Origin of the sequence: Flavobacterium poyangense (assembly GCF_011751075.1) — a bacterium.
Classification (GTDB): Bacteria; Bacteroidota; Bacteroidia; order Flavobacteriales; family Flavobacteriaceae; genus Flavobacterium; species Flavobacterium poyangense.
Genome location: NZ_JAALLN010000003.1, coordinates 163,781 through 188,156 on the forward strand (window position 1 = coordinate 163,781; position 24,376 = coordinate 188,156).

The following is a 24,376-nucleotide window of genomic DNA, read 5'->3' on the forward strand; positions in this document are numbered from 1 at the left end:
CTTATGGGGCAGATTTGCTTGCTAAAAAAAGAAAACTTAGAATCTCAGAACCTTAGAATCTCAGTAACTCCTGACCAGTACATGATTTTAGACACAATTGAGACAAAAAAAAATGAAATTAGTAATGGTTAATTCAAAATAAAATATAACTTTGCATTACAAAGTACTTTAATTATGAATCAGAAGCACCAAGAAGATTTATCACATATTCGTTCCATGATGGAGCGTTCTTCAAGATTTATATCCTTAAGCGGACTCTCAGGGGTTTTTGCAGGGCTTTCAGCTTTAATTGGAGGATTGTATGTTTATCAATTGCTTAAGTCCAACGGACTGGAATCTTTTGATGATGCCGATAGATTGTATTCTTTTAATCTGGTTTCTGAATTAATTTTTATTGGTGTGGCTATATTGATGGCTGCTCTGACTTTTGGATTGTTTTTTACGCTTCGTAAGAGCAAAAAACACAATTTACCAATGTGGACAACTGCCAGTAAGAATTTGTTGTTTAATCTGTCTTTTCCGCTGTTGGCAGGAGGTATTTTTTGTCTGGCATTAATTTATCATGAAATATATGTGCTGATTGCACCAAGTACTTTAATTTTCTACGGTCTTGCACTTGTTAATGCTGAAAAATATACTTTTTCAGATGTGAAATATTTAGGCTACTGTGAATTAGCTTTAGGTTTTGCTTCTTTATTTTGCCTGGGTTATGGTTTGATCTTTTGGATTTTAGGGTTTGGTATTTTGCATATAGTGTACGGATTAGTTATGTTCAAAAAGTACAAATAAACCAATGGGAATCATTGATAAATTAAATAAAGATTTCGAAAGCCGTGTCAGATTAGGTATAATGTCTATTCTGATCGTAAACGAGTGGATTGATTTCACCGAAATGAAGTCGCTTTTGAATATCACTGATGGTAATTTAGCAAGTCATTCCGCTGCTCTTGAGAAAGCACAATACATTGAAATTAAAAAAGAATTCGTAGGCAAAAAGCCTAAAACATCCTATAGTGTGACCGATCTTGGGCGTGCTGCCTTCAAAGAACATTTGAATAGCCTTGAAAAATTAATGAAATTCTAATAACTCTATTTTTTTATCTAAAAACTTTGAAATACAAAGTACTTTTAAATTAAATAATCATGAAAAAAATCCATTTTATCTTAGTCAGCAGTATTCTTTTTACACTGCTTTTTTACAACGAGTCGGTAGGAGTTAATCTCGCTATTTTTGGACTGATCCTGACGGGTCTGATTTCGTATTGCTTTCAGGATCGGTTTGTAGACCGTTCTCATTTGGTTCTGGTAATTACATCGGTGCTTTCCTGCATTGCTTTTGCGTGGTACGGAGATTTTGTTTCTTTTTTGGCATTGATACTTTCTGTTCTCTTTCTGCAATTTAAAACGCAGGAAACCGAACTGAAAATGATTCAGATCTTTCCGTTGATCTTTCTCAATGGTTTTGCTTCATTAGGAAGAGTCTTTATGTTTAGTCAATGGCTGCCACAGCGTAAAGTCAATAATAATTTTGCTAAAAAGTTAATTGCATACGTTCTCATTCCGGCCATTTTCCTGATTTTGTTCTTTGTAGTGTACTCTTTCGGAAGTGATCATTTTTCGGCTTTGTTTACAGATTATAAGTTAGACATCGATATTTTACATCTTATTGTGATAAGTTGTTTTGGATTTTATATTTCTTTTTCTTTCTGGAATTATTGGGTGCCGGAGGTATGTTATGAAAAGAATTCCATGCTGAATAATGATTTTGATACGACAATCGACATTCAAAATCAAAATACATTTTCCTTTCTGGATTTGGAGTTTGAAAGAAAAAGTGGAGAAATCACTTTATTTCTTTTAAATGCACTACTGCTGATTTTTATAGGAACGTACAATTACGAGCAGTTTTTCGAAGTAGTAAAAACAACGCAACTAAGTGCCGATACACATGAGCGTGTCAATGCCGTTATATTTTCCAGTCTGATGGCTTTAGGTGTGATCTTATTTTATTTTAAAGGCGGATTTAATTTTGATGAGAAAGCAACAAACCTGAAGCGTTTAGCTAAAGTATGGATTGTTTTAAATGGAGTTTTGATCATTAGTACCATTATTAAAAACTCAGAATATGTTTCCTTTTTCGGATTGACCTATAAAAGATTAGGGGTTTATGCTTTTCTGATTCTGGCAATTATTGGGTTAGTTTTTGCTTTTTTGAAAATAACAAAGCAAAAAACGAATGCCTACCTTTTTAATCAGATGGTTTGGTGTTTTTATGGCATCGTTCTTTTATGCAGTTTTGTCAATTGGGGGAATCTGATTACAACCTACAATATTTCGGTAAACAAAGGAGTGGAACCAAAATTTCTGAGTGGTTTAAATTTTAACGATGAGGCTCGTAGAGCCTATTTTTTACAGAACAATCTAAATGTACTTTTTGTACATGATCCAAGAGAAGGCCAAATTCAAAGCCACCAAAGAGATTCTTTTTTGTCAAAAGCATTGTATTATGAGTTTTTGAATGAGAGGAAATAATGGGTGTAATCGGTTTGTTGGTTTTTTTTAGAAGTTGATAAGATGCTAAGTTGCTGAGGTTCTGAGTTTTTTTGTTTGCTAAGTAGTCTTGGAACTGAGATAACAATCCACTGTGATCAATAACCTCCAGTTTTGGTTGGAGGTTTCTTTTTTTAGTTGTTAGGTTCTAACGTTTGAAGGTCTTGATTTTTGGAATTTGGACTCGAGCGATAGCGAACTGATGAAGCAATTTCAAAATTTTGGAATTTCAAAACGCAGTGTGACTAAGTTTATAATGAGATTGCTTAAATCATCATTTAGAACGACATATTTACAAAAAATGAAGAAAAGAGTATTAATTTATTGCACTTATTGCAGTCAATAAAACTTATTAAGAATATCTTTGTTATATTTGATTCCTGAAAATCCCCTTTTTATTTCTTACTGAAACAATGTATTTCTAAAAAGAATGCAAACAATTAGTAATAAATTTAACCCAAAAACAAAAACCATGGAACAAATCAAGTACAAATCCCCTACGGATAAAATCTATCCTCCGGGAAAATCTTTAGGACCTAAAGTAAAATTGGAAAAACTTACTTCAATAACTTTTCCTGACAATCAAACCAATGCACTTTTATCACCTGTTGTTCAGGCAAACTTGATAGACGGAAGAAAACTTAAAGTAAAAGCAGTTGTTTTTATCGCTCCTGATGACCAGAACGGATTGGATTTTGATATTTATCAAAATTGTTATGTTAATATCGAAGGAAAACCGAAGCTACAGTTTTTTGTATGTTATGATTTAAAAGATGTAGTTGGAAAGGTTTTCGATATTTATGAAGTTAGTTTTGAAGCCAAACAGATACCTTTCCCAGGCGGACTTTCAGAAATCAAAACTATTGAAACTTTTCTTTGGGATATAGATCCGATAACTTCCAGAGGAACTGAAACGACAGTTCAACCCGGAACTGGATTTTAATATTGAAATATAATTTTTATCTGATTAAGTCCTATAAATGTTTTTCATAACATTTATAGGATTTAATCAGATATATACTTGTTGGGATTTAAACTTTGAAAACATAATTATTTAGATATAATGATTAAAACTAAATCATGTATTGCTTCGATATTGTTTCTAATTCCTTTTTTTCTTTTTCCTCAAGATAAATACCCTGCTGATGATCTTTTTAATATTGAAGTAAAAGCAAAAGCTAAGGAATTTAAAGAAGATATTAACTTTAATAAGGCTACGACGTTTCTTATAGAAAGAAATTGGGACTCCACTTTAGTTTATTCGATGAAAGTTCTGGGGCTTAATAAAAATAAAGAGTTAGTAGATTACTGTTATTATTTTAGAGGGGTAAGCTTTAAACAAAAAAAGCTCTTTAAAGAAGCAAAAAAAGAATTTAATAAGGTATCTAGTGCCTTTCGGTTTTACTATAAAGTTAAGATTATTTTAGGTGAAATTGCTTTAGAACAAAGTGAATTTAAGATTGCACTTCAATATTTTGAGGAAGCAGAAAAACTTCCGGTTACTGTTTCTTATAATGTCTACAGAAGCAATATTTTGCATAATATAGGATTATGTTATTTGCATCTCGAAAAATTTGATAAAGCCGAAGAATATTTATTCAAAGGAGCTAAATTACAAGAAACAGAGAAGGATACTGTATTGCTCATAGGGTCTTATATGGATATTGCTAATCTATATTATACGCAGTACAAAGACAATCAGGCGATTCCTTATTTTGAAAAGGCGTATCAATTATCAAAAAAAGTAAAACCATTCGATTTAAAGAGGCGGGCTGCTATGAACATGGCAGTGGTTGAGGAAAATAGAAAAGATTTTCCCAAAGCATTAGCCTACAGAAAAGAATACGAAACCTGGAAAGATTCCTTAAACGATCAGAATAAAGTTTGGGCCATTGCAGATTTGGAGAAAAAATTTGCTGTCAAACAAAAGCAAAAAGAAGTAAACATACTCGAAGCAGAGAATAAAGTAAAAAGAGCCGAAAGAAATGGGTTTCTTATTTCCTCGATTTTATTGTTGGTTTTGTTAGGTGCCGGAGTTTATTTCTACAGGCAAAAGATCAAAAGCAGCAAAATTATCTTAGCGCAGAAAAACGAACTGGATGAATTGAATGCTACAAAAGATAAACTGTTTTCTATTGTCAGCCATGATTTACGCTCTTCGGTAAATGCTTTAAAAGTAAGTAACAGTAAATTAATCGAGAATCTGGAAAATAAGAAGTATACAGAACTTGATGTTTTACTGCACAACAACAGTACCATTGCCAGTGGTGCTTACAATTTGTTGGATAACCTGCTCAATTGGGCGTTGTTGCAAACGCAACAAGCTTATTTTTACCAGGAATCCTTGCATTTGGTATCGATTGTACGACATGTAGAGTACAACTATAAGCCTTTAATGCTGGATAAAAAGTTAAGTTATAAAAATGAAGTAGTGGCTTCAGATTATGTATTTGCCGATCTGGATTCGCTCAAGATTATTATTCGGAACTTTTTAGACAATGCTATTAAATTTTCTAAAGAAAACGGAACGATTTCAATATACTCTCGCCCTTCCTCAGAAGACTTTTGCTATTTAGTGATCGAAGACACAGGATTAGGAATGAGTAATGCGGCAAGAGAAGAATTACTAAAAGAAACCGTTTTGCTTTCTAAAAAGAAAAACGACGATATCATAGGGACCGGTTTAGGAATGCAGTTGTGTAAAAGTCTGATTCGTAAAAATGGTGGAAAACTGGATATCGAAAGCGAAGAAAACGTAGGGACAAAAATAATTATTGCCTTGCAAAAGTTTAAAGATCATGGATAATATTAATGTACTTATTATCGAGGACACTCCTGCGGAAAGTGATGCACTTGTAAAAGTGCTTACCGAAAATAATTACAATATTGTTGGAATCGCTCCTACTTACAGCGAAGCTCTGACACTATTTTATAATAATAATGTTGATATTGTAGTGATTGATGTTTTTCTAAACGGGAATCCGGATGGGATTACTTTTGCTGAGACGATTACCATTGTTCCGAATGGTCTAAAGCCATTTGTTTTTTTAACCAGTTCTAAGGATCGTCAGATTTTTGAAAGAGCGAAGCTGACCAAACCGTTTAGTTTTTTATTAAAACCATTCAATGAGCTCGAAATTTTGTACGCACTGGAAATGGCTGTGGAGAAATTCTACGGACAGGCCAATGTGTTTCATAGCGAAGATCAGGATACCGTGATCAGTAATGATTCTCTTTTTATCAAAAAAAACAAGGCTTTAAAAAAAGTGCGTATTGAAGATATCGTGTACATTGAAGTAGAAGACCGATATTGCAACATCATAACTGATGCTGAAAAATTTGTCATCCTAATTTCATTGACTAAAATTATTCAGTTGTTAGACGTAACGAAGTTTTTTCAAACACACCGAAACTACATTGTAAACGCAACCAAGATCGAAGAGATAATCGTAAACGACAATCTGGTTATTTTAAAAGGAAATCATAGAGTCACGCTTAGCGATAAATACAAGGACTTCGTAAAGAACTTCCGCATCTTGAAGTAAGAAGTTTCAGGTTTCAGGTTTCAGGTTGAATTGCTTTGCGACTTCCCGAGAAAAAAAAGCGCCCTTACGCAAAACCTTTGCGAGCATATCGTTTAAATTTCTACGCAAAGTGGTAGAATTGCAAAGTTTTTTATTTTAAGTTTTAATTTAAGGCTGAGACTCGAGACGGAAAACCACCAGAAGTCAGCTGATCGATTTCTATTATCTTTGTGCGCCGACCTAGTCATAAGAAATTACCTGTCGATAGAATAAATTGTTAAAGAAAAAGCCCTGAAAAAAAATCAGGGCTTTTTTGATTGTCTGAAAATTGGAATTTGGAATTTCAAAAGTTTGGAATTTAAATTCTTAATAATCTCCTTTTTTCTTAAATCGGGGGTCATGTTTTGAGATGAATTCTGTTCTTCGTTTTGGGGCTTCTGCTTTTGGTAAACTTGCTTCTTCGGTTTTACTGGATGGTTCGATTAAGCGATTTAGTTCTTTAATCTCATCATCTGTAAGATCGCGATAACGACCAAGGGGAATATCCAACGAAATATTGATTATACGAATACGCTTTAGCGCTGTTACATCATAACCTAAATACTCCGTCATTCTACGAATCTGACGGTTTAAACCTTGTGTTAGTATAATTTTGAAGGTATACTTGCTAATTTGCTCTACTTTACATTTTCGGGTAACAGTGTCTAAAATCGGAACACCATTTCCCATTCGTTGTATGAAACGATCGGTAATCGGTTTGTTTACGGTTACCGTATATTCTTTTTCGTGATTGTTTCGGGCGCGTAAAATTTTATTTACGATGTCACCGTCATTCGTCATGAAGATTAACCCTTCACTGGCTTTGTCCAATCTTCCGATAGGAAAAATACGTTTCGGGTAATTGATATAATCAACAATATTATTTCTAACTTCTAAATTAGTGGTACATTCAATTCCAACCGGTTTGTTGAAAGCCAAATAAACCATTTTTTCGTGTTTCTCAACGATTAATTTTCCATCGATGCGTACTTCGTCCTCTGGAGAAACTTTTGTTCCCATTTCGGGTACAGCTCCATTTATGGTTACGCGTCCTTCTTCGATAAGTTTATCAGCTTCACGACGGGAACAATAACCGGTTTCTCCAATAAATTTATTAAGACGTTTTAAATTCTCTTCCATACTGCAAAAGTAGTCAAAATTAATAAAACTTTGAACCTTTGTTCCTTTGCTCCTTTGAACCTTACTTATCGATCATGAAATTTAAAACTGTCTTTTGGAGCTTCTTTGCGGTCAAACATTCCGTAATCGCGATTCACATTGGCAATTCGTAAATGATAATCCCTGAAGATTTCTTCGCGTCCTTTGGTTTGTGCAAAGCGATGCAGTTCAAGATTTCTCCATTGTAAAATACTTTCCTCGTCTTTCCAAAAAGATAAAGAGAGCACTTTTTCAGGATCATTAAAACTCTGAAATCTTTCTATAGAAATAAAACCTTCTATAGTATCCAGCACCAGTCTTAATTTTGCTGCAATATCAAGATATTCTTCTTTTTTCCCCTCGTTAGGGATGACTTCAAAAATTACTGCTATCATATTGTTTTGTTTAAATTATAAAAGGGATATCCAGATTGCTTTCGGTAATCTGGCATTACTCATGGGTTCGTATTCTATTTTATTTGTTAAAAGTGAAATGTTTTTATAGTTGTCGAATATATAATACAAAGTCTCAGTTGCAATGGTAATGGAGAAATGTTTCGCGAGGCACATATGTCCACCGGCTCCAAAAGTCAAATGGTCGTGATTGTTGTTTCTTTCGATATCAAAATTCATAGCATTTGTAAATTGATTAGAGTCACGGTTTGCTGCAGCAAGAACAATCAATAGAGAATCGTTCTTTTTGATGTTGATTTTATTTAACGGAATGTCTTTAGAAGCAATTCGCCTGGTGTTGTGAATGGGCGGATCAAAACGTACTGTTTCCAAAACCATTTTTTGAATCCAAATTTTATCTGCTTCATGTTGAGGTGAATTTTCTTTTGAAAGTACTTGTAATAAGGAGTTGCTTAAAAGTCCTCTTCCGGCATCATAACTTTGAATACATAACCCGATCAGATTACTGACGCAGATTGAAATGATTTCTGATGGTGAAATAGAGTAAGCTACAGCAATTTTAGCGATTAAAGTGTCATAAAAAGGAAGTGTCGCCAAATGTTTTCCTGTGATAGAATAGATTTCTTCTGCAACTGTATTGATTTCTTCAACCGTTTCATCTGTTTTGGTTGGTTGCATTATTTTTACAAGCTGCGCTATTTTTTTACAGATCAAATCGGAATCTTTTTTATTTAAATCAAAACCTTTTAAAATAGTTAAGACAGGTAGTTTTTTGCAGACCAAATCAACCCAGTTTATTTCGTTTTGAATTGATCTTCCTGAAAGTAATTCTTCTAAAATCGTATTTATTCCTATAGTTTTCAGGTACGAAAAAAGAATAACGGCAGTTTCTTTTGCTATTTCGTGCTCAACCCCGTTTGTTAATCGCGCCAGATTCTTAAGGATTAAGCGGGCATGTTTATTAAGTTTATCATTTGGAGGAAAACCCGGAATATGAGCGTCTGTATTATTTAATAGTTCAAGACAGGCAGCATAAGAATAAACGGCCCAGATTTTATTGGTTTCATCCCAGTAAACGGGATGATCTTCTATCATTTTCTGATAAAAAGGATACGGATTTTCGATTTCGGATTGTAGAAATAAGGAGACCATGTTGTATTTGTTTTTAGCAAAGTTATTTAACTTTACAAAGCAATACTTCAGTGTATATTTAACTATGATTACATGAAATGGAAGAGCAATTCATAAAAATAGCTTCATTAATTGGAGATCCAACCAGAGCAGCCATCATGTGGAGTTTGCTTGATGGCAAAGCATTTACGGCAACGGAATTGTCTATTACGGCTAATACATCGCCTCAGAACATAAGTATGCATTTGGCCAAACTTTTGGATGCAGGACTACTTTATGTCGAAAAACAAGGACGTCATAAGTATTATAGATTTTCAAATAAGGAAGTTGCTTATGCGATTGAAGCTATGGCTAGCTTGGTTCCGCCGGTAACGGTGCAAAAGAAAAACTCTGAAAAACATTCACCGATTAAACATTGTCGGACTTGTTACGACCATTTAGCAGGTAAAATTGGGGTTGCAGTTGCCGAAAGTTTATTGGAACAAAATATTATCTTGAATTCTGATGCTAAATTGGAAGTAAGTTCGAAAGGAGTAAAGTGGTTTTCTGATTTCGGAATTGATATTGATGAGGTAAAAAAACAGCGGCGAATATTTCTGAAACCATGTCTGGACTGGAGTGAAAGAAAAAATCATATCGCCGGTTCGCTTGGGGCATTGTTATTAGATAAAATGCTTGCCGATGACTGGTTAAGAAGAACAAAGGATTCCAGAGCCATACAAATTACCGGAAAAGGGGAAAAGGAGCTTTTGAGATATTTTAAGATTGTGGTTTGAGTTATGAGTTATGAGTTGTGAGTTGTGAGTTGTAAAATGTGAGAAGATGATTTTTGTTTCGGTGAAATACCTTTGTCCCTTTGTCTCTTTGTGCCAATGAACCTATGAACTCTGCTCAGAAAACAAAAACGCAATCACTTTCTGATACAACTCATCATCGTGCATGGCATGTCCAAGGCCTTTGGTTTCTATAAACTGACTGTTTTTCCAGCTGTTGGCGATTTTCTTCCCTTCTTCAAAGGCGATTACACTATCTGTTGTGTCGTGGGCAACTAAGCCGGGGATGTTAAATACAGAAGCAAATTTCTGTCCTGAAAAATCATCTATTTTAAAATTGAATCGCTCTATAAATCGACTTTCTAAAAGTGAAAACATTTTAGTGTTTAAACTTAACATTGAAATATAATTGTCGATCAAAATCTTTAAATCTGATGGTGCTCCCAGAATCACCATTTTATTGATGCTGGTATTCGGAAACAAATACTGATGATAAATGCAGGAGGCTCCACCAATAGAGTGGCCAATAATAATAGTAGGCTGATATTTTTCTACCGCTTTGTTAATGAATTCGGCATAAAGCGGAATGTTAAATTCTTTACCGCTGCTTTGCCCATGAGCAGGAGCATCGATAGCAATAATTGTACTTCCGGATTTCTGCAGATGAGGTAAGGTTTTTTTCCAGCGTGAAGCATTGCTTTCCCAGCCGTGAACGAGAAGAATTTTAGTTTCATTTCCTTTCCAGATATAGGTTTGGAAATGATGCTCGTTATGATGAAACGTTTCTGTTTCTGTTTTTCTTAATATTTTGGGTAGGCTGTCTTTTTGTAATCTTCCAACTCTGGGTTGACTAAAGAGTGCATAAGAAAGTGCTACGGCCTTTTGCGGGCGGACATAACTAAGGAAGTTAATATATTGTCCAACTGATTTTAATGTAATAAAACGAATTCCTTTTTTAATGCCCAAAATAAATATTTTAATGATAGAAAAATAATCGCGCGAAACCGGATCTAAAATTAATCCGTCACGACCCGAGCGATAGTGAACGGGTGAAGTAATTGCACAAATTTAGCAGGATTTTTTGTTTTTAGGATATAATCGGATTGTAAATAAACCATTAAAAAAATATTCGAAGGAATAGAAATCTAATTTTTGCCAGTTAAAAAAGAAAGGAATCCAAATTAACTCACAAATAAAATTAGTGTAATTAGTGGCAAAAAAAAGTCCCGATCAGATCGGGACTAGTATTTAGAATTTAGAGAACAATTGTTCCATTTTTTCTTTTTCTTCTTCAGCTAATGCGCTGTCAACCAAAATTCTTCCTGAATGCTCATCAGTGATAATTTTCTTTCTGGAAGCAATTTCTACCTGAGTTTGTGGCGGAATCGTAAAGAATGATCCTGCAGATGCTCCTCTTTCGATAGATACAACGGCTAAACCATTACGAACACTAGTTCTGATTCTGGTGTAAGCTGCTAATAATCTTTCTTCAATTTGAGAAGCATACTCAGCAGATTTCTCTGTTAAGTAGATTTCTTCTTTTTGAGTTTCTGCCATAATAGCATCCAGTTCTGATTTTTTATGTTTTAAATGAGAACTTTTTGCGTCAAGTTTTTCTTTTAAATTAGAAATAACTTCTTTTTTATGTTCGATAGAAGCTTTCATTTCTTTGATTTGCTTTTCAGCCAATTGAATTTCTAATTCCTGAAATTCAACCTCTTTAGTCAAAGAATTAAACTCTCTGTTATTACGAACTGATTCTTGTTGTTTTGTGTATTTTTTGATAACCTCTTTGTGCTCATCAATGGCAATTTTTTTTCCTTTGATTTGCTCCTCAACCACTTCAAGTTCTCCTTTCAGTTTCTCTGAACGAGTGCTCAAACCTGCAACTTCATCTTCTAAATCTTCCACTTCTAAAGGAAGTTCTCCTCTTACGTTTCTGATTTCGTCAATTCTAGAGTCAATAAGCTGTAAATCGTATATTGCTCTTAACTTGTCCTCAACACTTAATTCTTTCGTATTCGCCATATTCTATAAGTACTTAACTGGATTTGTATTTTCTTCCGATAAAATGATGGCAAAATTAAGAATTTTTTTTCGAAGATAATCAACAATATAGTTTTTTGTATAGCGCTCGCTCTCAAAATGACCGATATCAGCCAAAACTAATCGATTTTCGGCTTCGTAAAATTGATGATATTTTAAATCGGCAGTCAAAAAAGCATCTGCTCCGGCCGAAATAGCATTTTTTATGGCAAAACTACCCGAGCCTCCTAAAACGGCTACTTTCTTTATTTTTTTTCCTAAAAAAGCAGAATGACGAATACCATCAGCAACCATTTTGTCTTTTACGAAATGTAAAAAATCATCTTCGTTCATTTCTGTCTCCAGTTCACCAATCATCCCCAATCCAATATTCTGATGTGAATTTTGTAAATCATAAATTTCATAAGCCACCTCTTCATAGATATGATTTGCAAAAAGGGTTTTAATAATTTTAGATTGTAAATATTTTTCAAAGGTAACCTCGATTTTTACTTCTTCTGTTTCAGTGTGTTCGTGACGTACTCCAATTACGGGATTACTGTCCTCGTTTCCTTTATATGTTCCTGTTCCGTTGGAGTTAAAACTACAGTTGTCATAATTGCCAATTCTTCCGGCACCGGCTTCAAATAGGGCTGTTCGTACTTTATCGGCATTAGAAGGAATGGTGTAGGTTACTAATTTCTGAATGAAATTTTGCTTCGGAATCAAAACTTTGGTATGCTGTAATCCTAAAGCGTCACAGAAAATTTTATTAACACCTTGCGAATGATTGTCAAGTGCAGTATGAACAGCATAAATGGCGATGTCATTTTTAATTGCTTTTAAAATAGCACGCTCCACATAATTTTTACCTGTAATTTTTTTGATTCCTGAGAATAGTATAGGGTGAAAACAAACTACCAAATTGCATTTTTTTGCAAGAGCTTCGTCAATAACTGCTTCTAAAGCATCATGGCAAACCAATACTCCTGTACTTTCAGCCTCAGAATCACCCACCAGGAGTCCAACATTATCAAAATCTTCAGCATAGGCTAAGGGAGCCATTTCTTCAAGGATCGCAATTATTTCTTTTAGTTTCATTTTTTTTGTTTAAAGTTTTGGGGTTGAGTCTCAAGTTTCAAGTTCCAAGTTTCAAGTTCCAAGTTCCAAGTTTCAAGTTTCAAGTTTCAAGTTTCAAGTTTCAAGTTTCAGTCTGCAACTCACATTTTACAGATCACATTTTACATCTCACACTATGCCACAAATTAACGAAAAAAATTATACTTTCGTAAAATGAATGTACTTCGAAAACTACTTTTTCCGTTTGCGATTTTATACGGATGGATTACTGCAATTCGTAATTTTCTTTTTGATAAAGGGATTCTGAAATCCACTTCGTTTGATCTGCCCGTTATAGCTGTTGGGAATTTGAGTGTTGGTGGAACCGGGAAGACACCCCAGATCGAATATCTTATTCGATTGCTGTCAGGTACTTATAAAGTAGCTACTCTAAGTCGTGGATACAAAAGGCAATCGGAAGGTTTTGTTTTGGCAGATGCTACTTCAAATGCCGCCGTTTTAGGAGATGAACCTTTTCAGTTTTTTCAGAAGTTTCCCGATGTTCAGGTAGCGGTTGATGCAAACAGAACCAACGGAATTACTCAATTGCTTTCGCAGACAACAAAACCGGAGGTTATTTTGTTGGACGATGCTTATCAACACCGTAAAGTAAAAGCCGGGTTTTATATTTTGCTAACGGCTTTTGATGATTTGTATGCCGATGATTTTATGCTGCCAACCGGAAATCTCAGAGAAAGCAGAAGTGGTGCAAATCGTGCGAATATTGTAATTGTAACAAAATGCCCGAAAGATTTATCTGTTGAAAAACAAAACGAAATTCAGGCGAAATTAAAACTAGCCGCCTTTCAGCAATTGTATTTTACTTTTATAGCATATGATGATTGTATTTATAGTAACGAGGCGAAAATTGCTGTAAAAGATATTAAAGACGAATCAAAATTACTTTTAGCTGGAATCGCAAAACCGACGTCATTTTTTAATTATTTGAAAAATGGGAAAGAAGAATGTCTGACTTTTCCCGATCACCATCATTTTTCTGATGCTGATTTAGAAATGATCCAAAACAAAGCGCAAGGGAAAAAAATCATTACCACAGAAAAGGATTATGTTCGTCTGAAAGATTCCAAATTAGTTTCGCAGTTGTACTATTTACCAATAAAAAGTACATTTATCAATAATCATCAAAATTTTGATGCCTCGATTTTAGAGTATGTAAAAAAGATGGTTTAACGGAACAACTAATAATCTCAGAACCTTAGCCTTTAGGGAAAAATCAATCAAAAAATCGGGCAATTATACTGTAAAACTCATCCGGTACAAAGGGTTTTGTAATAACATCATTCATGCCGTAGGACAATAACATGTCTCTGTTTTCGTCAAGCGAAATAGCAGTTAAGGCGATAATCGGGGTTATTTTGTCAAATTCTCTAATTTGTTTTGTGGCAGTGGTTCCGTTGATTCCCGGTAAGTGAACGTCCATCAAAATCATATCGAATCGTTTTACTTTTAAAAGTTCAACAGCATCTTCGCCATTGTCGACTATTTCGCAAATGATTGCTTTATTCTCCAGCATTTTTCGGGTTATCATCTGATTGATTTTGTTGTCTTCAATCAATAAAATCGATTTGTGTTTCAATTGTTTGTCGTTGTATGGTTTTGCCTCTTCTTTGGCTTCGAGAGGTTCTCTGTTGATTTTAAATTTTAATTTGAATGTAAAAGTAGAGCCTTTGCCAACCTCGCTTTTTAATTTGATCTCACCGCCCAATAGTTCAATTAATTTTTTAACAATGGTTAGTCCCAGACCGGTTCCGCCATATTTTCGGTTTACTTCTACAGATGCCTGAGAGAAACTTTCAAAAACAGTTTGCAGTTTGTCTTCGGGGATTCCAATTCCGGTGTCCACAATTTCAAAATAAACAGTTGCATTGTCATCCTCAATAGCATATAATTTGGCAATTACATTTACCTGTCCGTTTTGCGTGAATTTTAGCGCATTGTTTATTAGGTTGAGTATAATCTGAGATAATTTGGTAGGATCACCAATTAAATTATCCGGAATTGCTTCGTCCATTTCGAGGTTGAAGTAGTTTTTGTTTGCGGTTGCAAGTTCTTTTAAAGAGCCTTGAATGTTGAATAACAACTCTTTTAGATGAAAAGAAATATATTCAACCTCTACTTTTGTGGAATCGATTTTATTGATTTCGAGAATTTCGTTGATAAAAGTAGTGAGGTAATTTCCGGAGAATTTTAAGGACTCCAGGTATTTTAGCTGCGTTTTTTTAGGACTGTCTTCGAGTAATAAATGTGTAATACCATTAATTGCATTCAAAGGAGTCCGGAGTTCATGGCTTACCGTTGACAAAAATTCTGATCTGGCTTTTGATGCTTTTTCAGCTTTGTTTTTGGCCAGAATGAGTTCTTTGTTTTTCTCTCTTAAAAGTAAATTATTCTGATTTCGAATAATGTTATTTTTATACAAAGCCAGACTCAAAAGAGATAAAATCGAAATCAGGGCAATTGCTAAAATACTTACGAGTTTGGAGTAGCGATAGGTTTTTAATTGAATTTTCTCTTCGTTTTCTCGTTTTAGATTAGAGCTAATGGACTCGTTTTGTTTGAGTTTCTCAAACTGATTTGAATCTAGTTTAGCATTTTTTATTTTTAGAATAGAGTTCTCGATCTGATAGTATTCGTCAAGATAGGAGTAGGCAAGGTCAAAATGTTTGTTTTTTTTGTAATACTGACTAATGGCCAGAATTATTTTTGATTTTTGAGCCAGATCGTCGGTTTTGTTATTTATTTCTAAAGCTTTGTCGAAATGAATAATGGCAGAATCATTTTTTTTCAGTTGGGTTTCAATTAATCCCAGTTGATAATAAGCATCGATTTTTGTTTTTAAGTTGGGCTTGGTATCCGGTTTTTTGACTATTTTCTGAAAAGTTTCTGCTGCCAAAGGAAAGTTGTTGCTGGCCTTAAATGCCATTGCTTTCTCGTAGTGTAAAATTTCAGCATTGTCAATAACGTGTAATTTCTTTAAAAGAGAATCGGCTTTTTTATAATAAACTTCAGCGACCGCATAGTTACCCATTGCCACATTGGTTATACCGATATAATGCAGCGCCAGAGCTTTGGTGCAGGTCGGTTCTTCTTTATCAAACAAAGCAATGCTTTTGTAAAAGGTTTTTAAAGCATTGTTATAGTTTCTTTGGTTGTAGTAAATTTTACCAAGTTTATAAGTCTGATTGGCTAAATTATCCTGAAAGCTATTGGTAATACAAAAATCTATTGATTTTTGTGTAAAAAAAGCAGCCTGATTGTTTTTTCTGTTATGAAAATTGTGGCTTTCTAACTTGTTATAATAGAAAATGCTATCTGTATTCTGATCTACTTGAGAATACAAAAACAGACTAAAAAAACTAATAAGAATTAAAAGATAATGTTTCATGTATCGCAATGCTTCTTACAATGAATCTTATGTTTTCTTCATCAGCAAAATCAAATCAATTAATCTTGATGAATAGCCAATTTCATTATCATACCAACCCACAACTTTTACCATTTTATCAATAACGGAGGTCAGTTGTGCATCAAACAGACAAGAATTTGTGTTACCAATTACGTCAACAGATACAATTGGATCTTCTGTGTAATCTAATATTCCTTTTAAATTTGTATTTGAGGCTTTTTCAAAAGCGGCGTTGATTTCTTCGATCGTCACAGCACGTTGTACATTAAATGTAATATCTGTTAATGAACCATCCGGAACGGGTACTCGAATTCCACAACCTCCTATTTTTTCATGCAATTTAGGGAAAATTTTTGTTAAAGCTTTAGCTGCACCTGTAGTTGTTGGAACAATTGACTGACTGGCACCTCTCGCACGGCGCAAATCCTTATGTGGCTGGTCGTGAAGACTTTGGTCTGTAGTGTAAGAATGTATTGTTGTAATATATGCCTGCTCAATTCCACATAGTTCTTCAATGATTTTGATCATCGGAGCAGCATTGTTTGTTGTACAACTTGCATTCGAAACTATAGTTTCATTTCCATCCAGAATATGTTCATTTACTCCAAGTACAACGGTCTTTATTGTGTCAACTTCAGAAGGGGCAGAAAGAATTACCTTTTTGGCTCCAGCTTCAATATGTTTATTTAAATCTTCATGTAACTTGTGTTTTCCTGTTGATTCTATTACAAAATCAATAGCATTACTCTTCCAGTCTAAATTTGAAATATTTTTTTCGTGAAAAAATAAAAAGTGCTTTCCGTCAACAATAATCCCGTTTTCATCGTGACTTACTTTAAAAGGCAAGACACCGTGGATACTATCGTATTTTATCAGATGTGACATTGTTTTGTTATCAGCAATGTCATTTATAGCAACGACTTCAATTTCTGAATGGTTTAAAAGTAAACGAAATAAATTTCTTCCAATTCTTCCAAAACCATTAATCGCAATTCTTGTTTTCAAGCGCTTTAGTATTCAGTTAGTCCTTTTATCGGATTAGAATAAGTAATCGAATAGAAGGTCAAAATTTATAAAATATGTTTTTGTGCTTTGTATGAAGAACGAACTAAAGGACCACTCTCCACATGACGGAAACCTAATTCAAGACCAAACTTTTCATATCTGGCAAATTGATCAGGTGTTATGAATTCTTTTACGGGCAAATGTTTTTTGCTTGGTTGCAGGTATTGACCAATAGTCACTACATCTACATTTGCATTTCGTAAATCTGTCATAGTTTGAAATACTTCTTCTTCCGTTTCGCCAAGGCCCAGCATGATTCCGGATTTGGTTCTGTTGATTCCTTTTTCTTTCAGGTAGCGCAATACTTCAAGACTACGGTCGTATTTAGCCTGAATACGTACTTCACGGGTTAAGCGACGCACGGTTTCCACATTGTGTGAAACGACTTCAGGATTTGCTTCTACAATTCGGTCAATGTTTCTTTCAATTCCTTGAAAATCCGGAATTAAGGTTTCAAGAGTAGTGTTTGGGTTCATTCTGCGAATTGCTTTTACGGTTTCAATCCAGATGATAGAACCACCATCTTTTAAATCATCACGGTCTACACTTGTAATTACGGCATGTTTGATGTTCATGATTTTTATAGATCGGGCTACTTTTTCAGGCTCATCCCAATCTACAGTTTCCGGTCTTCCCGTTTTTACACCACAAAATCCACAAGAACGCGTACAAACATTTCCGAGTATCATAAAAGTTGCTGTTCCTTCACCCCAACATTCTCCCATATTTGGGCAGCTTCCTGAGGTACAAATCGTATTTAAACTGTATTTGTCTACCAAACCACGAAGCTCTGTATATTTTTGTCCAATTGGAAGTTTTACTTTTAACCATTTCGGTTTTCCGGTTGGTACATTTTCAATGACTGTTTCCATAAATCAAAATTCAAAGCACAAAGATACGGAATGTAGTTTATTTGGAGATTCGTTTAGCGGTTATTTTGCTGTTGGTTTGTATTAACTGATGGTATGGCTTTTGTGTATACGATCTAATTATTGTTAAAATTTTGGTTTACTACAGTAGTTTTGAATTATTTATTTGATTTTTGATTTGTTTATGGAGTAATGATGAAGAATTATGATATCTGGTTGATTTTTACCGATATAAAATTAATATCTTTATTTGTTAAAAAATTAACCGAAAACAAATAAAATAATATTTCGTTAGTAGTACATTTGATGTTAAATTGTAATAGTATAAAAAACATGAAAAAGAAATTTATTGTATTGGGAGTTTTGTTTGCCACTTTTGGTTTTACTAGAATGAATGCGCAAATTAGTTTTGGAGATAAAGCCATTGGAGCTGTTCAAAAAGGAATCGCAAGTTTTACTTTGAGTAATGCAGATGCTGCTAAGTTGTCTAAAGAAGCGGTAGTTAAATTAGATGCCGAAAATGTTATTGCCGGTCCAACGGATGGTTACACCTTGAGATTAAATCGTGTTTTCGGAAAACATACTTCCGGTGAAGGGTATACTTTAAATTATAAAGTATATAAAGTTAAAGAAGTAAATGCTTTTGCAACGGCAGACGGAAGTGTTCGTGTGTATTCAGGTTTAATGGACATCATGGATGATAATGAATTGCTTGCTGTAATTGGACATGAAATCGGGCACGTTGCCAACAATGATTCGAGAGATGCAATGAGAGCGGCTTATCAAAAAGAGGCTTTAATTGACGGAGCTTCATCACAATCGGCAACGATAACGTCTGTTACAGATAGTCAGCTTGGGAAAATCGGAAGTGCCTTGATTGATAGCAAGCACAGCAGAAAACAGGAGACCGAAGCCGATTTGTTTTCGTATAACTTCATGAAGAAAAACGGATACAATGTGAATGCTGAAGAATCTGCATTCCGTATTCTGGCAAAAATGAGCGAAGGATCTGAATCTTCTTTTATCGATAAGATGATGAGTTCGCACCCGGATTCTAAAAAGAGAGCCGATGATGCTAAAGCCAGAGCAGAAAAAGATGGTTTGTATAAACCTTATGTGCAGCAAAAAATTGTAAACACTGCAACGACTAAAAAAGCAACAACTACAAAAAAAACAACCAAAAAGAAAAAATAATCTCCGATTGGATTGTATAAATAAACCCGACAGCTTTCAAAAAACCTGTCGGGTTTTGTTTTTTTTATATTAACCTAAAACGTGATGTGCCAACACTTTTTGAACTTCGTACACATTTACCGATTTGTTAAATTGTTTTACGATGCTTGGTTGCAATTCGCTGGAAACCCAGATTTTTAATTCAGCGTCAAGGTCAAAAGTGCCTGCTGTTTCGATACTAAATCTTGAAATGCTCTTGTAAGCAATTGATTTGTATTCAGTTTTGCTTCCTGTTATTCCTTGTTTGTCTACAAGAATTAATCTTTTGTTTGTGAAGATGAAAGTGTCTCTGATAAGTTTAAAACCCATTTCGATTTCTTCACGGTCTGTTAGAAGCTGACCGAAATTCTTAACTAAATCCTCCTGACTAACGGTGCCCGCGTTACCAAGTAGAGCTGAAAATATTCCCATTTTTATTGTTTTTGGTTTTTATACAATTCTTTTTATCAGCTGTAAATGTAGTTGATTTTATGAATTGGTTTTTAATTTTGTAAAAAGGGATAAGTTTTTTTTTGTCATGACTGAGGCTTTGCGTTTTTGTGTCTTTGCGCAAGGGGTGTTGTTTTTGCTCGCAAAGTCGCAAAGTTTTTGTACAAAGAGGGGCGAAAAGTTACAAAGCTGCAAATTTTCTCACGCAGATTTAGCAGATTATGCTGATCTTTTTATTTTGCAGTCGTAATAAAATAATTTGATTAAATCTGCTAAATCTGCATGAGAAATATTCGGTAAACATAGGAGCGGTAGAATTTTTTTTAAGCTTTCGGGAAGACTGAAATGATATAGTGAGACTGAAAATGGGGCCGTTTCTGATGGATAAAAAAAAAACAGCTGCTAAATCTAGACAGCTGTTTCTCTTTTTGTTATTCAACTTCCGTTTTTATTGTTATCGGAAGGTTATATGCGGTGCGGACTGCTTTTCCGTTTAGTATTCCCGGAGTCCATTTTGTTTTTAATGATTTTAGAACGCGAACAGCCTCTTTGCCCATTCCGTATCCCGGATCATTTTTTACCATGATATCGGTTAAAGAACCGTCTTTTTCAACTACAAAAGACACATACACTCTTAACGTTTTTTCAGCATCTAATTCCGGTCTTTGGAAATTATTACCAACGAAAGTATAGAACTTGGCCATTCCTCCAGGGAATTCCGGCATTTTGTCTAAGACAGCAGCAAGTACAGGTCCCTCCGGAGCAGGAACTTCGGCAACGATCGTTCCGTTGCCATTACCATTTGATGGTAAGACATTGGTTGCATTTCCATTTCCGGTAGCATGATCTACTACAGGAGCATTTATTGTGTTAGGAGCAATTTCGTCAACAGCCTGACTGGTTGCGACTACAACCGGATTTGTTAACTGAACCGCCTCTGTTACTTGTGTTGCAGCAGTTTGTTGTGCCGGGGGTGGTGGAGGAGGAGTTACCTCATGAGTCAGATCTACTTTAGTAACAATGATTGGGTCCTCGAGAGGGATGTCAATGGTTGGTGCCGCGTCTATGGTTCCCGTTTTAAATTTACTGACTAACATAGAAGCAGTTCCTAACGAAGCTATGAGCAATAGACCTCCGAACAACGCGGTTACTGAATTTTTGGCACTTTCCTGACGTAATTGATACGCTCCGTATTCTTTGTTTTTGTTTTCGAAAACAAGATCGTTCCACTTGGTTTCATAGATGCTTAGTTTTGACATGTTTAATTGGATTTTAAGGTTAAGTAAAATTTACATCATAAGCAACAAAAATTTAATTTGGCTGACATTTAAAAAAACAAAGAAATTTTAGGGGTTAATTAATAGATTTAATTTTTTAAGAGAAAATACATGGATATTTCATTCTTTACCGAAAGATAGTGAATTATCTGTTGCGTTCAATGATTTCTGCTAATAATTTTTTAGCACGAAGTAGTTTTACTTTTACATTGCTTAAAGGCTCATTAATTTTGAGTGCAATTTCCTGATAACTCATTTCCTGAAAATAACGGAGCTGAATCACCTCCTGATAGTGGGGTTTTAGTTCTTTGATGCATTGTAGTAAGCGGGACAGGTTTTGCTCTTTAATTAAAGCATCTTCGGCAGACGGAGTGGTGTCGGCGATATTGTAGGCCTGTTGGTCCTCGGCATCAGTAATTTCTATAAAAAGATTGGTTTTCTTTTTACGTAACAGATCGATATAAACATTTTTTGCAATTGCAATTAACCAGGTGTTGAATTGAAATTCCGGGTTGTAAGAAGCAATCTTGTCAAAAGCTTTTGAGAAGGTCTCTATGGTAATATCTTCGGCGGTGGTTTCGTTTTCTGTACGTTTTAGCATAAATCCGTACACTTCATTCCAATAAAAATCTAACAAAAAAGTAAAGGCGATCTGATCGCCTTTTTTTGCTTTTTCTATTTTAGAATTTATTTCCAATGTACAGGTTTTGAAAAAATATTAGTTATAAAGATATTAATTTGCGTGAATATAAGCATGATTTCTACAATAGGAAACCAGGCTCTAAGGTCTTTTTCTTTCAGTTTTGATGCTGAAAAACCAATTACAATCCAGGCAATGGTGTAACGTGTCGCCAGCAAAGCCAATACTGCAATCCATTGAAATTGAAAAGCAAGTAACAGTATAACTGATATAAAGAAAAATAATTGTGAGGTATAAAAAAGACCTAACTGAATTTTATCAAAAACTTTGTAGTAATTTGCTGTAGCAACATGTCTTCTTTTTTGAGAAAACCATTCCCTGTAAGTTTCTTTTGGTTTTGAATAGGTGAAACTGTCCGGTGTAAAAGCTATTGTTGTGTTGTTTTTGTTTGCGGCCTGATTTACAAACAAATCATCATCGCCGGAGCGAATCTGAATGTGTTCGATAAAACCATTCACATTAAAAAACTCTTCTTTTTTGTAAGCAAGATTACGTCCGACTCCCATGTAGGGCGCTCCAACTTTTGCCCATGAAAAATATTGTATAGCCGTAAGTACGGTTTCAAATCGAATTACTTTATTCAATAAGGAACGCTCGATTTTTTCATAACCTCCATATCCTAAAACAATAGTTCTGTTCATGGTAAATTGCGAAGTCATAGCCGTGATCCATTCTTTGGATGTTGGATAACAATCAGCGTCAGTAAATAGTAAATACTCTTTTTTCGAAGCTTTGATTCCTAATGTCAGCGCATATTTTTTATTGCCCCAAAAAGCTTCATTGTTTTCTACTTTTACCAAACGAATGTTGGGATATTGTTTCTCAAACTCTTCAAAAACTTCCAGTGTTTCGTCACTTGAAGCATCGTCTATTAAAACAATTTCAAAATCCGGATAATTTTGCTCTGCTAATAATGGAATGTATTTTTTTACGTTTTCTTCTTCATTCTTTGCACAAACAATTACAGAAACCGGAATATTTTTTGGAGTGATGCTTTGCGGTTTGCCAAAAGCAAATTTTCCAAAAATACCCAGATAATAAGAAAGTTGGATGACAACAATAGCAATAAAAAAGTAAAAAATGAATGTAAGCATCTGATTTTAATGTCTTTTGATTTTTGAATCTTGCGAGTGCAAATGTACTTATGAATTCCTAATTTTCAATGGTTAAAACCAATTTACTTTCGGCATTTTGACATTTCATTTGCAACAGCAATAGCCTGAGGGTTTTCGGTTTTTTCTAATTCCGAAATTATGTTTTTGTAATTGTGATCATCCCTGTTTTGAGATAGTTTTTTCGTAGCCTGAATTTCATCAATTTCAATTTCAAAACCAAATATGCCTCTGGCTTCACGCATCGTTTTGGGAGATAGATTTTCGATACGAACGGGATTTTCTGAGTTAGCTTCGTATTTATCGACTAATTTTTTAAGTCCGTCGAGAGTTGCAGCTTCGTCTGTAATTTTAATACGGCCATAAACATGTACGGCTATATAATTCCATGTTGGTACATTTTCGTGATCGTACCAGGACGGTGAAATGTAACTGTGTGGCCCGGAAAACACAGCCAAAACCTGATCGTTTTCTGCAAAACCTTCCGCCTGTGGATTTAATTTTGAGATATGTCCCATTAAAACTTCTTTTCCGTCAGCATTAATTTCGAGCTCTATCGGAATATGCGTAGCACATAATTTTCCGTTTGTCTGATTGATTAGAATGCCAAAACTATTCTCTTTCAAAAAAGCTTTGATTGATTCCGGGTCTTCGTTTTTAAATAGCTGCGGTGTGTACATCTTAATTGGTATTGTTGAGTTTGAAAAAAATACCGAAGTAAATTGTTTCAGGTTAGTTTATGTATTTAGTGTAACTTAGAATGATTGATTCAAAACGATTAAAAAAATATGTCGTTTTTTTGTCTTTGGCTATAGTTCTTAAACTAGTGCTGTACAGTCATAATTCTTTGTCTTTTTTTTCTAAAAGCAGTAAATATTCAGTTATTTTTTTATAATCAATCAAACAAATATAGGTGTTTTCTTATTTATTCAGATGTTAGTATTGTTAATTTTTATTACTTTGAATTTAAGGTTTTACGGGAAATAAAATAACAATATTTCTAATCTTGAACTGTAGCTTCCTTAGATTTAAACAGATTCGGATTAATACTTGCATATAAAATAAGGGTGCCAATTAACGTAAAAGTAGTTCCTTCGATTAAACATTGTATGGCAAAATCATCTGAAAATACAGTTCTGAAAGGATTAAAGAAATGAGATATTACTTCTCTTCTGAAAAATTTCAATCTTAAAAGAACGTACATAACCATTGCCACTATAATAGTGTTTAGGGCAGAAAGTTTGTTTTTCCAGTTGAGATAAGAAATAATTAAAATTCCGCATATCAGACCGTAAAAGATCCATATATATACATTGGGCCAAAAATTAAAACTATCTTCTTTTGTCGGGAAAAATCGAATCCAATCTTCCAGTTTCTGATAATGAAAGTGGTTTTTTGCGAAAAAAATCTCATCGGCCACAGTATAAAATCGGAGTTGCATAATGCCATTAACGAAGAATATCATTCCTATTAATTGAATTAAAACAATTCGTATGTTAAGTTTTTTCATGTAGAAATTAAATTCGTAGACT

At 34.3% G+C, this 24,376-nt stretch carries 24 protein-coding genes; 9 read left to right on the top strand and 15 right to left on the bottom strand.

Features of this window, described 5'->3' with window-relative positions:
- The first annotated feature begins 174 nt into the window (after positions 1 to 174).
- From G3A47_RS08680 to G3A47_RS08705, 6 genes are all read left to right on the top strand, one after another.
- Positions 175 to 789, top strand: coding sequence for a hypothetical protein (locus tag G3A47_RS08680; RefSeq protein WP_166921768.1), 615 nt, complete (start codon positions 175 to 177; stop codon positions 787 to 789).
- Positions 790 to 793: 4 nt separating this feature from the next.
- Entirely contained in the window at positions 794 to 1,084 is a 291-nt protein-coding gene (locus G3A47_RS08685) for a winged helix-turn-helix domain-containing protein (protein ID WP_166921769.1), read from the top strand.
- 59 nt (positions 1,085 to 1,143) lie between these two features.
- Positions 1,144 to 2,532 carry a DUF4153 domain-containing protein gene (locus G3A47_RS08690; RefSeq protein WP_166921770.1) on the top strand — a complete coding sequence of 463 codons (1,389 nt, stop codon included), beginning with the start codon at positions 1,144 to 1,146 and terminating at the stop codon, positions 2,530 to 2,532.
- Positions 2,533 to 3,022: 490 nt separating this feature from the next.
- Positions 3,023 to 3,493, top strand: coding sequence for a hypothetical protein (locus G3A47_RS08695; RefSeq protein WP_166921771.1), 471 nt, complete (start codon positions 3,023 to 3,025; stop codon positions 3,491 to 3,493).
- A gap of 120 nt (positions 3,494 to 3,613) precedes the next feature.
- Positions 3,614 to 5,356, top strand: coding sequence for a tetratricopeptide repeat-containing sensor histidine kinase (locus G3A47_RS08700; RefSeq protein ID WP_166921772.1), 1,743 nt, complete (start codon positions 3,614 to 3,616; stop codon positions 5,354 to 5,356).
- Positions 5,349 to 6,095, top strand: coding sequence for a LytR/AlgR family response regulator transcription factor (locus G3A47_RS08705; protein ID WP_166921773.1), 747 nt, complete (start codon positions 5,349 to 5,351; stop codon positions 6,093 to 6,095). Before G3A47_RS08700 ends, G3A47_RS08705 begins: the two co-directional genes overlap by 8 nt.
- 345 nt (positions 6,096 to 6,440) lie before the next feature.
- On the opposite strand, the gene rluF is transcribed toward G3A47_RS08705, so the two are convergent.
- The 3 genes from rluF to G3A47_RS08720 all read right to left on the bottom strand — a co-directional run bounded on the left by rluF (position 6,441) and on the right by G3A47_RS08720 (position 8,836).
- On the bottom strand, positions 6,441 to 7,253 hold the full coding sequence (gene rluF, locus G3A47_RS08710) for a 23S rRNA pseudouridine(2604) synthase RluF (protein ID WP_166921774.1): 813 nt from the start codon (positions 7,251 to 7,253) through the stop codon (positions 6,441 to 6,443).
- Between the two features lie 65 nt (positions 7,254 to 7,318).
- Positions 7,319 to 7,666, bottom strand: coding sequence for an antibiotic biosynthesis monooxygenase family protein (locus G3A47_RS08715; RefSeq protein WP_166921775.1), 348 nt, complete (start codon positions 7,664 to 7,666; stop codon positions 7,319 to 7,321).
- 15 nt (positions 7,667 to 7,681) lie between these two features.
- Entirely contained in the window at positions 7,682 to 8,836 is a 1,155-nt protein-coding gene (locus G3A47_RS08720; protein ID WP_166921776.1) for a cytochrome P450, read from the bottom strand.
- A gap of 77 nt (positions 8,837 to 8,913) precedes the next feature.
- Between G3A47_RS08720 and G3A47_RS08725 the strand changes: the two genes are divergently transcribed.
- A complete protein-coding gene (locus G3A47_RS08725) occupies positions 8,914 to 9,591 on the top strand; it encodes an ArsR/SmtB family transcription factor (RefSeq protein ID WP_166921777.1) in 678 nt (225 codons plus the stop codon).
- Between the two features lie 102 nt (positions 9,592 to 9,693).
- On the opposite strand, the gene G3A47_RS08730 is transcribed toward G3A47_RS08725, so the two are convergent.
- The 3 genes from G3A47_RS08730 to G3A47_RS08740 all read right to left on the bottom strand — a co-directional run bounded on the left by G3A47_RS08730 (position 9,694) and on the right by G3A47_RS08740 (position 12,714).
- Entirely contained in the window at positions 9,694 to 10,554 is an 861-nt protein-coding gene (locus G3A47_RS08730) for an alpha/beta fold hydrolase (RefSeq protein ID WP_166921778.1), read from the bottom strand.
- Between the two features lie 282 nt (positions 10,555 to 10,836).
- Positions 10,837 to 11,616: a zinc ribbon domain-containing protein gene (locus G3A47_RS08735; protein WP_166921779.1), complete on the bottom strand. Its 780-nt coding sequence runs from the start codon at positions 11,614 to 11,616 to the stop codon at positions 10,837 to 10,839.
- Positions 11,617 to 11,619: 3 nt separating this feature from the next.
- A complete protein-coding gene (locus tag G3A47_RS08740) occupies positions 11,620 to 12,714 on the bottom strand; it encodes a Nif3-like dinuclear metal center hexameric protein (protein ID WP_166921780.1) in 1,095 nt (364 codons plus the stop codon).
- A 192-nt stretch (positions 12,715 to 12,906) separates the two neighbouring features.
- Between G3A47_RS08740 and lpxK the strand changes: the two genes are divergently transcribed.
- Positions 12,907 to 13,923, top strand: coding sequence for a tetraacyldisaccharide 4'-kinase (gene lpxK / locus G3A47_RS08745; protein WP_166921781.1), 1,017 nt, complete (start codon positions 12,907 to 12,909; stop codon positions 13,921 to 13,923).
- Positions 13,924 to 13,966: 43 nt separating this feature from the next.
- Here lpxK and G3A47_RS08750 read toward each other — a convergent pair whose 3' ends face one another.
- The 3 genes from G3A47_RS08750 to lipA form a co-directional block, all read right to left on the bottom strand.
- Positions 13,967 to 16,138 (bottom strand): tetratricopeptide repeat-containing hybrid sensor histidine kinase/response regulator, encoded by a 2,172-nt coding sequence (locus G3A47_RS08750; protein WP_166921782.1) that lies wholly within the window; start codon positions 16,136 to 16,138, stop codon positions 13,967 to 13,969.
- 27 nt (positions 16,139 to 16,165) lie between these two features.
- Entirely contained in the window at positions 16,166 to 17,164 is a 999-nt protein-coding gene (gap, locus tag G3A47_RS08755; protein ID WP_166921783.1) for a type I glyceraldehyde-3-phosphate dehydrogenase, read from the bottom strand.
- Between the two features lie 65 nt (positions 17,165 to 17,229).
- Positions 17,230 to 18,096: a lipoyl synthase gene (gene lipA / locus G3A47_RS08760; protein ID WP_166921784.1), complete on the bottom strand. Its 867-nt coding sequence runs from the start codon at positions 18,094 to 18,096 to the stop codon at positions 17,230 to 17,232.
- Between the two features lie 330 nt (positions 18,097 to 18,426).
- On the opposite strand from lipA, the gene G3A47_RS08765 reads away from it, so the two are divergent.
- Complete coding sequence (locus tag G3A47_RS08765; RefSeq protein ID WP_166921785.1) at positions 18,427 to 19,287, top strand: M48 family metalloprotease; 861 nt, start codon at positions 18,427 to 18,429, stop codon at positions 19,285 to 19,287.
- 69 nt (positions 19,288 to 19,356) lie between these two features.
- Here the strand turns inward: G3A47_RS08765 and G3A47_RS08770 are convergent, their stop codons facing one another.
- The 6 genes from G3A47_RS08770 to G3A47_RS08795 form a co-directional block, all read right to left on the bottom strand.
- Complete coding sequence (locus G3A47_RS08770; protein WP_166921786.1) at positions 19,357 to 19,737, bottom strand: PH domain-containing protein; 381 nt, start codon at positions 19,735 to 19,737, stop codon at positions 19,357 to 19,359.
- A gap of 449 nt (positions 19,738 to 20,186) precedes the next feature.
- Positions 20,187 to 21,014, bottom strand: coding sequence for an energy transducer TonB (locus tag G3A47_RS08775; protein WP_166921787.1), 828 nt, complete (start codon positions 21,012 to 21,014; stop codon positions 20,187 to 20,189).
- Positions 21,015 to 21,177: 163 nt separating this feature from the next.
- Positions 21,178 to 21,729 (bottom strand): RNA polymerase sigma factor, encoded by a 552-nt coding sequence (locus G3A47_RS08780; protein ID WP_166921788.1) that lies wholly within the window; start codon positions 21,727 to 21,729, stop codon positions 21,178 to 21,180.
- Positions 21,720 to 22,826: a glycosyltransferase gene (locus G3A47_RS08785; protein WP_166921789.1), complete on the bottom strand. Its 1,107-nt coding sequence runs from the start codon at positions 22,824 to 22,826 to the stop codon at positions 21,720 to 21,722. Before G3A47_RS08785 ends, G3A47_RS08780 begins: the two co-directional genes overlap by 10 nt.
- 83 nt (positions 22,827 to 22,909) lie before the next feature.
- Positions 22,910 to 23,524, bottom strand: a complete 615-nt coding sequence (locus G3A47_RS08790) for an FMN-binding negative transcriptional regulator (RefSeq protein ID WP_166921790.1) — start codon at positions 23,522 to 23,524, stop codon at positions 22,910 to 22,912.
- 320 nt (positions 23,525 to 23,844) lie between these two features.
- A complete protein-coding gene (locus G3A47_RS08795; RefSeq protein ID WP_166921791.1) occupies positions 23,845 to 24,354 on the bottom strand; it encodes a hypothetical protein in 510 nt (169 codons plus the stop codon).
- Positions 24,355 to 24,376: the final 22 nt, after the last annotated feature.

Excerpts from the sequence above, each read along its gene's own strand:
- G3A47_RS08785 (WP_166921789.1), bottom strand. The coding sequence starts at position 22,826 with ATGCTTACATTCATTTTTTACTTTTTTATTGCTATTGTTGTCATCCAA.
- G3A47_RS08770 (WP_166921786.1), bottom strand. The coding sequence starts at position 19,737 with ATGGGAATATTTTCAGCTCTACTTGGTAACGCGGGCACCGTTAGTCAG.
- G3A47_RS08695 (WP_166921771.1), top strand. The coding sequence starts at position 3,023 with ATGGAACAAATCAAGTACAAATCCCCTACGGATAAAATCTATCCTCCG.
- G3A47_RS08735 (WP_166921779.1), bottom strand. The coding sequence starts at position 11,616 with ATGGCGAATACGAAAGAATTAAGTGTTGAGGACAAGTTAAGAGCAATA.
- G3A47_RS08775 (WP_166921787.1), bottom strand. The coding sequence starts at position 21,014 with ATGTCAAAACTAAGCATCTATGAAACCAAGTGGAACGATCTTGTTTTC.
- G3A47_RS08680 (WP_166921768.1), top strand. The coding sequence starts at position 175 with ATGAATCAGAAGCACCAAGAAGATTTATCACATATTCGTTCCATGATG.
- G3A47_RS08705 (WP_166921773.1), top strand. The coding sequence starts at position 5,349 with ATGGATAATATTAATGTACTTATTATCGAGGACACTCCTGCGGAAAGT.
- lpxK (WP_166921781.1), top strand. The coding sequence starts at position 12,907 with ATGAATGTACTTCGAAAACTACTTTTTCCGTTTGCGATTTTATACGGA.
- G3A47_RS08700 (WP_166921772.1), top strand. The coding sequence starts at position 3,614 with ATGATTAAAACTAAATCATGTATTGCTTCGATATTGTTTCTAATTCCT.
- G3A47_RS08715 (WP_166921775.1), bottom strand. The coding sequence starts at position 7,666 with ATGATAGCAGTAATTTTTGAAGTCATCCCTAACGAGGGGAAAAAAGAA.
- G3A47_RS08720 (WP_166921776.1), bottom strand. The coding sequence starts at position 8,836 with ATGGTCTCCTTATTTCTACAATCCGAAATCGAAAATCCGTATCCTTTT.
- G3A47_RS08765 (WP_166921785.1), top strand. The coding sequence starts at position 18,427 with ATGAAAAAGAAATTTATTGTATTGGGAGTTTTGTTTGCCACTTTTGGT.
- G3A47_RS08790 (WP_166921790.1), bottom strand. The coding sequence starts at position 23,524 with ATGTACACACCGCAGCTATTTAAAAACGAAGACCCGGAATCAATCAAA.
- G3A47_RS08740 (WP_166921780.1), bottom strand. The coding sequence starts at position 12,714 with ATGAAACTAAAAGAAATAATTGCGATCCTTGAAGAAATGGCTCCCTTA.
- G3A47_RS08725 (WP_166921777.1), top strand. The coding sequence starts at position 8,914 with ATGGAAGAGCAATTCATAAAAATAGCTTCATTAATTGGAGATCCAACC.
- G3A47_RS08690 (WP_166921770.1), top strand. The coding sequence starts at position 1,144 with ATGAAAAAAATCCATTTTATCTTAGTCAGCAGTATTCTTTTTACACTG.
- lipA (WP_166921784.1), bottom strand. The coding sequence starts at position 18,096 with ATGGAAACAGTCATTGAAAATGTACCAACCGGAAAACCGAAATGGTTA.
- G3A47_RS08750 (WP_166921782.1), bottom strand. The coding sequence starts at position 16,138 with ATGAAACATTATCTTTTAATTCTTATTAGTTTTTTTAGTCTGTTTTTG.
- rluF (WP_166921774.1), bottom strand. The coding sequence starts at position 7,253 with ATGGAAGAGAATTTAAAACGTCTTAATAAATTTATTGGAGAAACCGGT.
- G3A47_RS08795 (WP_166921791.1), bottom strand. The coding sequence starts at position 24,354 with ATGAAAAAACTTAACATACGAATTGTTTTAATTCAATTAATAGGAATG.
- G3A47_RS08685 (WP_166921769.1), top strand. The coding sequence starts at position 794 with ATGGGAATCATTGATAAATTAAATAAAGATTTCGAAAGCCGTGTCAGA.